At 60.9% G+C, this 13,760-nt stretch carries 14 protein-coding genes and 1 tRNA gene; 9 read left to right on the top strand and 6 right to left on the bottom strand.

Annotated elements, in window-relative coordinates; genetic code table 11:
• Window positions 1-67 precede the first annotated feature (67 nt).
• From LMG28727_RS06770 to LMG28727_RS06755, 4 genes are all read right to left on the bottom strand, one after another.
• Entirely contained in the window at window positions 68-571 is a 504-nt protein-coding gene (locus LMG28727_RS06770) for a YbhB/YbcL family Raf kinase inhibitor-like protein (RefSeq protein WP_201641545.1), read from the bottom strand.
• A gap of 227 nt (window positions 572-798) precedes the next feature.
• Entirely contained in the window at window positions 799-1,245 is a 447-nt protein-coding gene (locus LMG28727_RS06765) for a very short patch repair endonuclease (protein ID WP_201641544.1), read from the bottom strand.
• Window positions 1,246-1,299: 54 nt separating this feature from the next.
• Window positions 1,300-2,586 (bottom strand): DNA (cytosine-5-)-methyltransferase, encoded by a 1,287-nt coding sequence (gene dcm, locus LMG28727_RS06760; protein WP_201641543.1) that lies wholly within the window; start codon window positions 2,584-2,586, stop codon window positions 1,300-1,302.
• A gap of 284 nt (window positions 2,587-2,870) precedes the next feature.
• Window positions 2,871-3,203 (bottom strand): hypothetical protein, encoded by a 333-nt coding sequence (locus tag LMG28727_RS06755; RefSeq protein ID WP_201641542.1) that lies wholly within the window; start codon window positions 3,201-3,203, stop codon window positions 2,871-2,873.
• A 177-nt stretch (window positions 3,204-3,380) separates the two neighbouring features.
• Between LMG28727_RS06755 and LMG28727_RS06750 the strand changes: the two genes are divergently transcribed.
• The 7 genes from LMG28727_RS06750 (at window position 3,381) to LMG28727_RS06720 (ending at window position 10,103) form a co-directional block, all read left to right on the top strand.
• On the top strand, window positions 3,381-3,572 hold the full coding sequence (locus LMG28727_RS06750) for a CsbD family protein (RefSeq protein WP_201641541.1): 192 nt from the start codon (window positions 3,381-3,383) through the stop codon (window positions 3,570-3,572).
• A gap of 225 nt (window positions 3,573-3,797) precedes the next feature.
• The gene (locus tag LMG28727_RS06745; RefSeq protein WP_201641540.1) at window positions 3,798-4,019 is read left to right on the top strand and encodes a hypothetical protein; all 222 of its coding nucleotides are present in this window, start codon (window positions 3,798-3,800) and stop codon (window positions 4,017-4,019) included.
• 218 nt (window positions 4,020-4,237) lie between these two features.
• On the top strand, window positions 4,238-4,945 hold the full coding sequence (locus LMG28727_RS06740; RefSeq protein WP_201641539.1) for a glutathione S-transferase N-terminal domain-containing protein: 708 nt from the start codon (window positions 4,238-4,240) through the stop codon (window positions 4,943-4,945).
• A gap of 362 nt (window positions 4,946-5,307) precedes the next feature.
• Window positions 5,308-6,381 carry a transporter gene (locus LMG28727_RS06735; RefSeq protein WP_201641538.1) on the top strand — a complete coding sequence of 358 codons (1,074 nt, stop codon included), beginning with the start codon at window positions 5,308-5,310 and terminating at the stop codon, window positions 6,379-6,381.
• Between the two features lie 103 nt (window positions 6,382-6,484).
• Window positions 6,485-8,296: an ABC transporter transmembrane domain-containing protein gene (locus tag LMG28727_RS06730; protein WP_201641537.1), complete on the top strand. Its 1,812-nt coding sequence runs from the start codon at window positions 6,485-6,487 to the stop codon at window positions 8,294-8,296.
• Window positions 8,297-8,380: 84 nt separating this feature from the next.
• Entirely contained in the window at window positions 8,381-8,755 is a 375-nt protein-coding gene (locus LMG28727_RS06725; protein ID WP_201641536.1) for a gamma-glutamylcyclotransferase family protein, read from the top strand.
• Window positions 8,756-9,053: 298 nt separating this feature from the next.
• Entirely contained in the window at window positions 9,054-10,103 is a 1,050-nt protein-coding gene (locus LMG28727_RS06720) for an acyltransferase family protein (protein ID WP_236591640.1), read from the top strand.
• 117 nt (window positions 10,104-10,220) lie between these two features.
• On the opposite strand, the gene LMG28727_RS06715 is transcribed toward LMG28727_RS06720, so the two are convergent.
• Together LMG28727_RS06715 and LMG28727_RS06710 are read right to left on the bottom strand one after the other, a co-directional pair.
• Window positions 10,221-10,295: transfer RNA gene (locus LMG28727_RS06715), tRNA-Arg, on the bottom strand.
• A gap of 266 nt (window positions 10,296-10,561) precedes the next feature.
• Window positions 10,562-10,753, bottom strand: a complete 192-nt coding sequence (locus LMG28727_RS06710; protein WP_268960451.1) for a rubredoxin — start codon at window positions 10,751-10,753, stop codon at window positions 10,562-10,564.
• Between the two features lie 319 nt (window positions 10,754-11,072).
• Between LMG28727_RS06710 and LMG28727_RS06705 the strand changes: the two genes are divergently transcribed.
• Both LMG28727_RS06705 and LMG28727_RS06700 read left to right on the top strand, forming a co-directional pair.
• The gene (locus LMG28727_RS06705) at window positions 11,073-11,474 is read left to right on the top strand and encodes a DUF4399 domain-containing protein (protein ID WP_201641534.1); all 402 of its coding nucleotides are present in this window, start codon (window positions 11,073-11,075) and stop codon (window positions 11,472-11,474) included.
• Window positions 11,475-11,683: 209 nt separating this feature from the next.
• Window positions 11,684-13,621, top strand: a complete 1,938-nt coding sequence (locus tag LMG28727_RS06700) for an ATP-binding cassette domain-containing protein (protein ID WP_201641533.1) — start codon at window positions 11,684-11,686, stop codon at window positions 13,619-13,621.
• Window positions 13,622-13,760 lie beyond the last annotated feature (139 nt).

Here is a 13,760-nt window from a genome sequence, read left to right as displayed (position 1 = left end):
GGCGTGGTGGTGTGCGATGCCGGCATCAGTTGCTTCGCGTGCCCATGCCGGCATCGTCTCCGTCAGTTCACTTCAGTTCGTACAGCCCGGTATGGGTCGTCGAATCCAGTTCGTTCAGATGCGTCATGAAGCGCGCCACGGCATTGGTGGTCTCTGCATTGACCGGCAGATGCGGCACCTTCAGCGCATGCAGCCGGAAGATGTAGCGATGCGCCTTGTCGCCACGCGGCGGCGCCGCGCCACCGAAGCCAACCGTGCCATAGTCATTGCGCATTTGCAGTGCGCCTTGCGGCAGCAGCGACCCATCTGCCTTGCCGGCGTTGCGCGACAGCGAACGGGCGTCGACGGGAATGTTGACCACGACCCAATGCCAGAAGCCGCTGCCGGTGGGCGCGTCGGGATCGTGAACGGTGAGGGCGAAGCTTTGCGTGTCAGGCGGCGGCGCGTCCCACTGCAATGCCGGCGAGATGTTTTCGCCGTCCACACCGAATGCCTTGTCGTGATATTCATGGGCTTTCGGCATGAAGCCGTTGGTGGGAAATTCGTCGGACCAGAGACGGAAATCAGCCATGATGTGCCTCCCTTGTTGATTGGTTCTGGGATCGTCGGAGCACCGCGGATTTTGCTGCGGGCCACACTCGCGCGGGCGAAAGCGGCGTCATGCAAAAGTGCTCCGAATTAGCCAGTCGAGTGTATCACCGGCGGCTTTCGGACTCGTTCCGGCCGGGCAGGCTGAAAGCGGATCTTCAGCGCGTCGCCGGGCCGTCGCCGGGCATCGAGGCGGTGGCAACAACCGCGTCAGCCGCGTTCCTCGAACTCCGGCTCCTCACTTCGGAGCCACTCGACAAGCCGTTGCAATACCCCTTCGATATCGCGATTGGCGCCACGCAAAGCGCATTCCCACACCACGGCCACGCGCCAGCCGCCCGCGAGTAACGCGTGGCGGACCTTGTGGTCGTTGGTGCGATTGCGGCCGATCTTGTCGCGCCAGAACTCGGGGCGCGTCTGCGGCCATTTGAAAAGCCGGCAATCGTGGCCGTGCCAGAAACAGCCATGCACGAGCACCACCGCGCGATAGCGCGGCAACACGATGTCGGGGCGCCCAGGCAGATCGCGCACATCCAGACGAAAGCGAAAGCCCTGCCGATGCAGCAGGCTGCGGATCAGGATTTCCGGTTTGGTATTGCGGCCGCGGATGCCGGACATCATCCGGCTGCGCGTCGCGCTATCGACGATATCGACCATGTTTAGCGCCGTGATAACGCGTTGCCGCGTTCAGCGGCGCTGACGGCGAACCAGTCAGGCGTACAGCGACAAAGCTTGCTTCGAACCATCGCGGGTTTCCTCGGCGAGCAGGGTGTGCACATGCGGCAGCATGATGCGCGCCACTTCGCGCATCACCGGCATGACGACGCTGTTGCCGAACTGCCGGTACGCCTGCGTATCGCTGACGGGGATTCTGAAGGTGTCGGGGAAGCCCATCAGCCGCGCGCATTCACGCGGCGTCAGGCGGCGCGGACGCAATGCGTCGCCCTGATAGACCAGAATTTCGGAGCCGTCCTTGTGATAACGCGCAGACAGCGTACGCGTGACGCTGTCCGGATACGCCATGCCAAAGCCGAAACCGTTGCCCGCCGCGCGATGCTTGGCCGCGTAGTTCTGCAAATAGGTCCACAGGTTCGAAGTGAGCGTGTACTTTGGCTGCACGCAGCGGGCGGTGTGGTCGAAGAAGCGGTCGTGGTCCCACGGCAGTTCCGGTTCGCTTCCATCCGTGCGATGCAGGATCGAGCCGAGACGCGGACCGTTTTCCGGCAGGCGCAGATCGTCCCACGAGAAATCCGTCTTGCCGCGAAAGCCGACGATGATGATGCGCTCCCGATGCTGCGGCGTGAAATGCTGGCCGTCGATCACCCGGTAATGCACTTCGTAACCGAGTTCGTCGCGCAGGGTTTGCACGATCACGTCGAAGGTACGGCCTTTATCGTGCGAGAGCAGGTTCTTCACGTTCTCCAGCAGAAACGCAGCAGGGCGCTTCGCCGCGATGATTCGCGCAACGTCGAAAAAAAGCGTGCCTTGGGTTGTGCATTCGAAACCGTGCGGGCGGCCCAGCGCGTTTTTCTTGCTGACGCCCGCAATGGAAAACGGCTGGCAGGGAAAGCCGCCGAGCAGCACATCGTGGCTCGGCACGTCCTCGGCGGGAAACGAGACGATATCGCCGATCAGCGCGTGTTCGTCGCCGGCCGGGTAGTTCTCGCGATAGGTGCGGGTCGAAAAATCGTTCCACTCGCTAGTGAAGACACACTCGCCGCCGTGCGCTTCGAAGCCCATGCGAATCCCGCCGATGCCCGCGAACAGGTCGATGAAGCGGAATTGCGCGGCGCCGCTGCCGTGAGCCTCGCCCTTCAAGCGCGCCCCCTGCTGCAGCAGATCGCGCAACGCGGGCTCCAGCATCGCCGGGCACGGTGTTTCGCCCTTTTCCCAGCGGCGCACCGTCTTGATGTCCTTGCCGACATGCGCGGCGATTTCGCGTTGAGTGAAGCGGGCGCGCGCCTGCCTGAGCAGGTTGAGCGGTGCGGCGAGGGTCACGGGCGTCCTTGCTGGGAATTTTTGCGGACATTATGACCTAAGGTCGTCCCGCTTTTCGGGTTTTTGCGACGGCTGGGCAGAAAATTTCCCGCAAGCTCGCGGAAATATTGGGGCGCGGGTGGCGAAATCTGCTTGTCACAGTTGGATGGGTACGCTTGCGGCCGTGACGCGAATCCCCGCGTTGCGACGTGTTAGGGCCGCGACCTGGATCGCGGCCTTCTTTTTAAGCGGGAGCGATAGGGCGCGTCGGCCTGCAATGGCCGACGACGCGGGATAAAGCGGAGTCAGGCCGGGTTGCCGGCGTTCGACGAATGCGGCGGCGCAAACGGTGGCAGTGACGCAGCGGCGGGCAGCATCGTGCCCCATGCCGGTTGAGGTTCAGCTTCGAATTGGGCGAGTTGCAGCAGGAGACTGTCGATCGCGCAGAGTTGCGGATGGGACAGGTTGCCGGAGTCGAGTAACTGGTACAAACGGTTGCGCCAGTAAGCAACGGGGAGAATGGGGCCGCCCAGGTCACCGTGTAACGCTACCCGCATCACACGCGAAATATGCGCGATGTCATGATCGATCAGCGCGATATGGGACGACCCTGAAAGCCTGTTGAGCGTGCGGTCCATAGCTCCTCCATCGCTGTCTAACGGCACGTTGGGGCGGGACTTTAGGCCCTATTTAAAAAATTTTTCAACCGGTATCGTTGCGTGCCGATTCAACGCGAACCAGGCGCGGGCACAGCCGTTGCTCGATAGGGATACTGGCGTAATGTCGCGCCGGCATTCCAGATAGCGGAGCCGAACATGAACAAGGACCAGGTAAAGGGTGTGACCGAACAGGTCAAGGGCAAGGTCAATGAAGCGGTTGGCAAAGCCACGGACAACCCCGGCAAGGAACTGAAGGGCGATCTCCAGCAAGGCGCGGGCAAGGTACAGAAGGCCTACGGCGACGCTAAGGAAGACGCGAAAGACAACGCCAAGCGCAATGCGCCGTAACCGGCTTTGGGCTGTTGATTGCCGATGATCGACGGTGAAGCGTCGATGGCGATGAAAGAGGTGCTTCGGCACCTCTTTTCTTTTTCGCGCGATGTCCACGGATGATGCACGCTGGGTAGCAGGGCTTGGCGACGCCTGGGAGTAACCCGGGATCCGTGCGGTCAGCGTTCCTTGTGCGGTGCGTCGCCCATTAGACTTGGTGCATCCCACACGGAGGTAGCGCCAATGACACCCGAAAAAGTGCTTTCGATGTTCGAACGGCAGTACCTGGAGGGCAAAGCGCCCCTCGATCTCGAATCCACCTGCGCGAGCTATGCCACCTGGTTGTCGGTGGCGTGGGAACTGCTCGACGGCGAGCAGAAGACGCTGCTGCTGACGGTGGGAGCGGCCTTGTGGCGTGAGGGCTATAACTCGCGCGCCGGGACGGCGACCAAAGATTTGTGGTGATGAATACGGTAATGCGTGTAAGGCATTTGCAAGATTTTCAATCTGCGTGAGAGGAATGGCACGCGCTATGGCGCCCGTTTAGGCACGCCATAAACAGCCTCGCACACAGTGCGCCGAGTCGGTTTATATTGGGCGGCTCCGGTCGTCCGGCCCGCCGGATCACCGCCGCCCGATTCCGCTTTCAATCGAACCACTCACGCATAGGGTGACCCCGTCTCATGACCGATTTATCCGCTTTCCCGATCACGAAGAAATGGCCTGCCGCTCATCCTGAGCGGATTCAGCTCTATTCGCTGCCAACGCCGAATGGCGTAAAAATCTCGATCATGCTCGAAGAAACCGGTTTGCCGTATGAACCGCATCTCGTGCGCTTCGACACGAACGATCAGATGACGCCGGAGTTTTTATCGCTGAATCCGAACAACAAGATTCCGGCGATTATCGATCCGGACGGACCGGACGGTAAGCCGCTTGCGTTATTCGAATCCGGCGCGATCCTGCTTTATCTGGCAGATAAAAGCGGTCAATTGGTTCCGCAGGACGCGGCCGGCCGTTATGAAGCCATTCAATGGATCATGTTCCAGATGGGCGGCATTGGCCCCATGTTCGGGCAACTCGGGTTCTTCCACAAATTCGCGGGCAAAGAATACGAAGACAAGCGTCCGCGCGATCGCTATGTCGCCGAATCGAAGCGTCTGCTGGGTGTGCTGAATCAACGGCTCGAAGGACGCGAGTGGATTCTTGGCGACGCTTATTCGATTGCCGATATCGCGACTTTCCCATGGGTGCGTAACCTCGCCGGCTTTTATGAGGCGGGTGAGTTGGTCGGCATTCAGGACTTTCCGAATGTGACGCGTGCGTTGGCGGCATTCGTTGCACGTCCGGCGGTCGAGCGAGGTTTGACGATTCCGAAGCGTCCGGAATAAGCGTCCGGAATAATGCGTTGTCGGGCCGGGTCGCATTGATTGCATCCGGCCCGTGCTAATCAACGGGTTCGCACCGCCCATGCCATCGCATTGACTTGCCTGGCAAAAATAGATGACTGTGTCGTGACCGGCCACGATAAAAGGCGATCGTCCGAATTGGACGATTCATCACCCGGACGCTAAAAATCAGTGGGCTAACCTTCGTTCAACTGGCCGCGATATGCTCCGGCATTTTCGTTCCAGTGCGCTTCTTGCTTTGTTCGAGGCTTGCGTCGCGCGATCATCGTCACGATTTCATGTTCGACGGGTACCTTGGTGAATAATCCGCCAAACCGGGACGGGAAGCGAACCTTCAATGATCTATGAAAGCTGATCTGCTACTGCAAACCTACGGCGCGGATTCGACCGGTATGGTGTGCGGCTTCCTCTTTACTCCCACGCTCGCTGGACGGCCCGTCGACGCCGATGAGGTCGCCGAATGGCTTCGTGGACAACAGGCAAACGGCGCAAACGGCGCGAGTAACACCGGCGGCATAAGCGGCTCAGCGAACGAAGCCGGTGAATTCCTGTGGCTGCACTTCAATCTCGCCCACAGCGCGAGCGAACGCTGGATGAAAGCGCAACTCGATTTGCCTGACGGCTTTTACGATGCGTTGCGCGAAGGCTCGCATTCGACGCGCATCGAGCATGCTGACGGCGCATTGCGCGCGGTCGTCAACGACGTGATGTTCAACCTCGAATTCATTCCGTCCGAGATTGCGACGCTATGGATTTACGCGAATCAGCGGATCATCGTTACCGCGCGCATGAAGCCGCTGCGCTCGGTGGACCGCCTGCGCGCGTCGGTTCGCGAGGGCGAGCTATTCAGGTCTCCCACTGAACTGCTGGTGCATCTGATGCGCGACCAGGCTGATCTGCTGGTGCAGATCGTGCGGCGAACCAGCACCGATGTCGACCGTATCGAAGATCGTTTTCTGTCGCAGCGTCCGACCCAAAATCGCCTCGACCTCGGTGCGATGCGCCGTACGCTGACTCGCCTGCAACGGATGCTCGCACCTGAGCCGGGTGCGATTTTCCGACTGTTGGCGAGACCGCCGCGCTGGCTTCATGCCGAAGACGTGCAGGATCTGCGCGAGTCGACGGAAGAGTTTTCGGTCGTGCTGTCGGATGTCGCCGGACTGATTGAACGGGTCAGGCTGCTGCAGGAAGAAATCATTTCGCGGCTGGAAGAGCAGAACAACCGCACGCTGTTCACGCTGACGCTGGTGACGGTTCTGGCGATGCCGATCAATATCGTCGCGGGTTTTTTCGGCATGAATGTGGGCGGTATTCCGCTTGCTGAAAACCGCCATGGTTTCTGGGTGATGGTGCTGCTGGTTGCCGGTTTCACCGGGCTGGCGGGATGGTGGGCGTTCCGGCGGCGCAAGGAGCGGTAGCGCGAAGTCACCGTTGACCGTGTCATGGCGAGCATTGCCGTGTGACGGCAAATCCGCAGCACTGGCACAATCGGGAGGATCTTCGTTCCGTCCAGGAATCCTCATGTCAACCGCCGCCCCGCGTTCATCGCGTATCGGTCCGCTGTTCGCGCTGTTTCCGTTTATGCGGCCCTATGCCGGGCGCTGGGTGCTCGCGTTCATCGCGCTCGTGACCTCGGCGGGCGCCACGCTCGCGTTGCCGTTGGCATTCAGATATCTGATCGATCGCGGCTTTGCCAGCGGCGACCGGACCCACATCGATCGCTATTTCGTCGCGTTATTCGCGGTGTCGCTGATTCTCGCCGGCGCGACGGCCGCACGCTTTTACCTGGTGTCGTGGCTCGGCGAACGCGTGACGGCCGACCTGCGGCGCGCGGTCTACGACCATGTGCTGAAGATGAGTCCGCAGTTCTTTGAAACCACCCAAACCGGCGAGGTGCTGTCGAGGCTCACCACCGACACCACGTTGATTCAGGCGATGGTGGGCACCAGCCTGTCGATGGGCCTGCGCAACTTCTTTCTGTTGATCGGCGGCGTCGCGATGCTGGCCGTGACCAGTCCGGTGCTGTCCGGGTACATCATCGTCACGTTGATCGTGGTGATCGCGCCGATCGTCATCTTCGGACGGCGCGTACGGCGGCTCTCGCGCGCCAGCCAGGACAAGGTGGCCAACGCCAGCGCGCTGGCCGGCGAGGTGCTCAATGCGATGCCGACTGTGCAGTCGTACACGCAGGAGCCCTATGAGTCGAAGCGGTTTGCCGGCGCGGTGGAGATCGCTTTCGATACCGCGCTCACGCGCATCCGGGCGCGTGCGTGGCTGACCGCCGTGGTGATCGTGCTGGTGTTCAGCGCGATCGTGTTCGTGCTTTGGCTCGGCGCGCAGGCTGTGCTGGCCGGGCGGATGACCGCAGGCCAGTTGTCCCAGTTCATTCTTTACGCGGTGTTCACGGCTGGCGCGGTGGGGGCGGTTGCCGAAGTGTGGGGCGATCTGCAGCGGGCTGCCGGCGCCACTGAACGGCTGCTGCAGTTGCTGGCCGCTCGCTCGCCGGTGGTCGAGGCCGAGGCCACGGTTGCGTTGCCCACGCGCGGACACGGCATCCGTTTCGACAACGTCGGCTTCTCGTATCCGTCGCGCGAAGGCATTGCGGCGCTCTCCGCTCTTTCACTCGATGTTCGCGCAGGCGAGCATGTCGCGTTGGTCGGGCCGTCCGGTGCGGGAAAAACTACGCTGTTCCAACTGCTGCTGCGATTTTTCGATCCGCAATCAGGGACCATTCTGATCAATGGCGTGTCGACGCGTGACGTGCCGCTTGTCGAGTTGCGCCGGGAAATCGGCGTCGTGCTGCAGGAGTCGGTGATCTTCTCCGGCAGCGTGCTCGACAATATTCGCTACGGCGCGCCCGACGCTACTTTCGAACAGGTGCAGCAGGCTGCGGCAATGGCAGCGGCGGCGGGTTTTATCGACCAACTGCCGCAAGGCTACGACACGTTTCTCGGAGAGCGCGGCGTACGATTATCCGGCGGACAGCGTCAGCGAATTGCGATTGCCCGCGCCATTCTGAAGAATCCGCCGATCCTGCTGCTCGATGAAGCCACCAGCGCGCTCGACGCCGCTAGCGAGCGTCTGGTGCAGAAGGCACTCGACAACGCTGCGCAAAATCGCACGACGCTGGTTATCGCACACCGTCTCGCGACGGTGCAGCAGGCAGATCGCATTGTGGTGCTGGAGCAGGGGCGAATCGTTGCGCAAGGGCGTCATACGGAGCTTTTGCACAGCTCGCCGCTGTATGCGCAACTGGCTGCTTTGCAATTCGGTGAACCACTCGTGCGGACGGAGCAGGGTGGTGCCGTGCCGGATCACGCGGACTCTGCGTAGTTGAAGACGCAGAAGACGCAGACGACGCAGAAGACGCAGAAAATCCCGAAGTCTTTTTCCTGTTTGTTTATCAGTTCATTCGATATGTCCAAAACCGATCAAGTGTTTTCCGAGCACCTCTTTTCGTATGGCACGCTGCAACTCGAACAGGTGCAACTGGCGACGTTCGGCCGGAAGCTGGCTGGCCGCGCCGACGACATGCCCGGTTATTCGCTCACGATGCTGAAGATCGAAGACCCCGAAGTCGTCGCGACCAGCGGCAAGACACACCATCCTGTGGTCGCTTATAGCGGTAACTCCGACGACAAAGTGAGCGGAACAGTATTCGTGATCACGCCCGAAGAACTTCAACATGCGGACGACTACGAAGTCGATGCGTATCGACGCGACCGCGTCGTGCTTGCGTCGGGTGTGTCGGCATGGGTGTATGTCGACGCCGCCTCGCCGCGCCAGGAGTAGTCGGAATTTCCGTCTATAACGGCGGAGGACTATCGCATATGGGTAGCCTGGATGCCCCGTAGTCGCGCGACGAAGTGTGGTGATGCGATGAGCAAACCATTGGGCGAGACACTGCGTGCCGCGCATGTCACGCAGATCGAATCGGGCAGTTGAACGACGACTGCATCGGTCGGCGCGATTTTTACGTGGCGTTCACGCACGCCGCGGGTGGAAGTTGGCCAACTCGCCTTCTGTGCCCTGAAGCAAAAAATGACGTGCTGTACCATGTGGCCTTTCGAGAATTTACGGGCGGAAGGGCGTGGTCGGTTTCAGAAAATTCCAATCAATTCAGGCGCTGCGTGCGCTTGCTGCCTTGGGAGTGGTCGCCTTCCATACGAACGGCAACGTACTGGCTTACGGTTGGCATCCGCACCTGTTCGCGCTTGTTTCGCGTTTCGGCGAGATTGGCGTCGACGTTTTTTTCGTTATCTCCGGTTTCATCATGGTGTTTGTGACCCATGAGCAACCTCCCGGTTTCGCTTCGGCCAGATCATTCATCGCCGCGCGCATCGCCCGGATCGTTCCGCTTTATTGGCTGCTGACCGTCCTTTTCATTCTGCTGCTCGTTATTACCCCTAGTGCGTTTGGCAATGCGAGCTTCAACGCATGGAATGCGCTGACATCCTTCGTATTTTTTCCGTCGCTCAATTGGGCCGGTATAACCGCACCGGTTGTCGGAGTCGGCTGGACGCTGAACTACGAGATGTGGTTTTACGTCGTGTTCGCCGCCGCAATGTGCGTGACGCGTCACCGCGTGCTAGTCGCAGGAACGTTCCTCGCACTGACTTCCTTATTGCGGTTATTACCGGATGGCGGTGTAGTCCATCAGTTCTACACGAACCCGATTGTTCTTGAGTTTGTGTTTGGTTGCTGCGTCGGTGTGTTTTATACGTCGGGACGCACGGTGTCGCTGACTGCGGCCGTAGCGCTATTGCTTGTGACGGCGGCGGCAGGTAAAGCATTTGCGCCGACGCTTACCGACACGAACCGCTTTCTTGTGTTCGGCTTGCCGGCGCTGGCCGTGTTCATTGCAGGTCTTTCGCTGGAGAGCAAAGTGCGGTGGAACGCTTTGCTCGAACGAATCGGCGATTCGTCTTATTCGCTGTATCTCACGCATGTTTTTTCGGTGCCGATTGCCGCGAAGGTGTTGCGAATGGCGGATGGGCAGCATCGGTTATCGGGCGATGTTATTTGTGTGGCTGTGGTGGTGATTTCAACGATTGTTGGGCTTGTTTCGTATCGATTGTTGGAGAGGCCGTTGGGACGGTTGGTTAGAGGCAGGGTGGCGGTGGGAAGGCGGGCGGCCTGAAGGTCGGCGTTCCGGATGTTGCGTGGATGGCGGACAGCATTGGGAAAACAAAAAGCCTCGTAGCGGGATGCGTACGAGGCTTTTCTGGGCAAACTTGAAATAGGCTGGGAAGCTAGTTGGTCCCCCTGACAGGAATCGAACCTGTATCTAGCGCTTAGGAGGCACTTGTTCTATCCATTGAACTACAGGGAGAGGACCGAACCGGAATAGTCACCGCATCTACCGCCAATACAAGGGCCGCGAAGACGGGCAAGTCCAGATTCACCAGCGAGCGCAGAGTATATCAAACACACCCGGGCGAGAGGAGGGCTGCAAGCCCGTCGCTTCGGCTTCAACCAGACGGCCCGCAAAAAACAAACGGCCCAGCGGCTTTCGCCTGCTGGGCCGTACTGACCGACTGACCGACTTTTCGACGCACACACCGTAGACATGGCGCTCGCCGCGTCAATCGAGCCAGGTCAGAATTCCACGACGGTAAATTCCGCCTTACCGACATCGCACAACGGGCAGCGCCAGTCTTCCGGAATCGCGGCGAAGCGCGTGCCCGGCGCAATGCCCTCCTCAGGCAGGCCTTCTTCCTCGTTGTAGATCCAACCGCAAATCAGGCAGACCCAGCTCTTATACTCAATCAATTCAATTACTTCGCTCACGGCGTACTCTTCTCTAGTCAATGCAATGGCCCGCATAATCTGCCCCTTTTTTGAGCAGTGCGGCAACCCGCAATATTACCGGAATTTGTCAATTCGACCGCGAACTACCGATGCGGCGCCGCCGCAACGCGTCTGAGACAACTCCGACCCCACTGGACGAATCCCGTCACACACACCGTGTATGCTTTGATTCGCAGCTATTGGTTGGACAGGCGCGCGACGCGCCTGGCATGCATTGCGACCATCGGTCCCAGGCGACGGAAATGCCGGCCGACCGACGTGCGCGTGCATGACCCTCGTTTCCCAAAGGAGAAAAACGATGTTTAAAAACAAATGGTTGGCCGGCGCCGCATTGGCCGGATTGCTCGCCGTCTCAGGCGTGGCGCAGGCTGCAGGCGTCTCCTTCGTACAGCCGGCCGACGGCGCGACGGTCAGCAACCCGGTGCACGTGGTGTTCGCGGTCGAAGGCATGAAAATCGCCCCGGCGGGCACGGTGACGGAAGGCACGGGCCACCATCATCTGCTGATCGACGGCAAGCCGTTGCCCAAGGGTGAAGTCATTCCCGTTAGCGACAAGTCGCTGCACTTCGGCAAGGGTCAGATTGAAACTGATCTGACGCTGCCGCCGGGCGACCATACATTGACGCTTCAATTCGGCGACGGCGCGCATCGATCGTATGGTCCGGAAATGAGCAAGACCATCACGGTGCACGTGAAGTAACTTGACTGAGCCATCGGCCGGGCGAGCGCGAACGCCGCCTGGCCGCGTTTTGCGCCAGTCGAGGCAAGGCCGCCGGCTCTGCCGGCACCGGCCAGTTTCAAGGCTCGCAAGCCAGCCGTTTGGCCTATCTCTTCCAGCAGACAGGCACCGCGCCGCGCGCCCGGTACAATGGGCAGTTCCGACTCATCGCTGTCTTCTGCCAAATCTCCATGTCGCTTTACACCATTACCGGGGCCCAACTGGCGTTCGGTCACGTCGCGTTGCTCGATCACGCGGATTTTTCTCTCGAAGCGGGCGAACGCGTCGGGCTGATCGGCCGCAACGGCGCGGGCAAGTCGTCGCTGCTGACTATCGTTGCCGATCTGGCCAAGCCTGACGACGGCCTTGTCACGCGTCAGCAGAATCTGACCACCGTCTATGTGCCGCAGGAGCCGGAGTTCGATCAGGACGACACCGTGTTCGACGCTGTCGCGGCCGGCCTCACGCACGCCCGCGCGCTGCTCGACGAATACGACGTGGTCGCCAATCAGCTGGCAGACGAGCCGGAAGGCGCACAGCACGACGAGTTGATGTCGCGCATGAACACGCTGCAATCGTCGCTGGATGCAGCGGACGCCTGGAACTGGAGCACCCGCGTGGCCACCACGCTGCAGCAAATCGGCCTGAACGGCGAATTGCGCGTGGGTTCGCTGTCGGGCGGCATGCAAAAGCGCGTCGCGCTGGCGCGTGCGCTAGTCGTGCAACCCGACGTGCTGCTGCTCGACGAGCCGACCAACCACCTCGATTTCGACGGCATCCGCTGGCTCGAAGAACTGCTGGTGTCGCTGCGCACGGGCCTGCTGTTCATTACCCACGACCGCGCGTTTCTCGACCGCGTCGCCACGCGCATCGTCGAACTGGATCGCGGACGTTTGCTGTCGTACCCGGGCAACTTCTCGGCTTACCAGGAGCGCAAGGCGCAACAGCTTGAAATCGAGCGAGTCGAAAACGACAAGGCCGACAAACTGCTCGCGCAGGAAGAGGTGTGGATCCGCAAGGGCGTCGAGGCGCGCCGTACGCGCAGCGTCGGCCGGATCGCCCGGCTCGTGGAGATGCGCAATCAGCGCGCCGAGCGCCGTAACGTGCAGGGCAACGTCAAGCTCGACGTCGGCCAGGGCGAGAAGTCCGGCAAGATCGTCGCCGAATTGACCGACGTCACGAAGCGCTACGGTTCGCGCACGGTCGTCGACAACTTCACGGCCACGGTCATGCGCGGCGACAAGATTGGTTTTGTCGGGCCGAATGGCGCGGGCAAAACCACGCTGCTCAAGATGATCCTCGGCGAACTCGCGCCGGACGAAGGCACGGTGCGCGTCGGCACCAATCTGCAAGTCGCTTATTTCGACCAGATGCGCGCGCAGCTCGATCTGGAAAAAAGTCTCGCGGACACCATCAGCCCGGGTAGCGAATGGGTTGAGGTCAACGGCCAGAAGAAGCATGTGATGAGCTATCTCGGCGACTTCCTGTTCGCGCCGGAACGCGCGCGTTCGCCGGTCAAGTCGCTGTCGGGCGGTGAGCGCAACCGTCTGCTGCTCGCGCGTCTGTTCGCGCGGCCCGCCAACGTGCTCGTGCTCGACGAACCGACCAACGACCTCGACATCCCCACGCTCGAACTGCTCGAAGAACTGCTCACCGAATACGACGGCACGGTGCTGCTGGTCAGCCACGACCGCGCGTTTCTGGATAACGTCGCGACGTCGGTGATCGCGTCGGAGGGCGGCGGCAAGTGGCGCGAGTACGTCGGCGGCTTCACCGACTGGCAGATTCAGCGCGACCGCTCGCAGAAAATGGCGTTGGACGCGCAGAAGGAAGCCAATAAGGAAGCGGGCAAAGACGCGGCGCCGTCCAAAGAGCCGGCGGAGGGCCGTCAGGCGCAGCGCGTGGCGAAGCTGTCGTTCAAGGAACAGCGTGAACTGGAGGCGTTGCCCGGCAAAATTGCCGCGCTGGAGGCCGAGCAGAAAACCATCGGCACGCAACTTGAAGACGGTTCGGTGTTCGCTAAAGACCCGAAAGAAGGCACGCGTCTGACCGAGCGCTATGCCGCGATCGACGAAGAACTGATGATCGCGCTAGAACGTTGGGACGAGTTGGAAAAGCGGCGTAAGTGACACGTGGGCGGCCCAGCGTTCGCGCGCAGCGGCGGCGCAGGGCCGTTGTAGCGGTATGGCAAAGGTCGGCGCACAGCGCGAGTTTAAACATCGCGCTGGCAGCGCCGACGCAGAGCGCACGCTTGTATAGCGGCGCCCC

Origin of the sequence: Paraburkholderia metrosideri, from assembly GCF_904848625.1 — a bacterium.
Classification (GTDB): Bacteria; Pseudomonadota; Gammaproteobacteria; order Burkholderiales; family Burkholderiaceae; genus Paraburkholderia; species Paraburkholderia metrosideri.
This window is presented reverse-complemented; position numbering and strand designations above follow the sequence as displayed.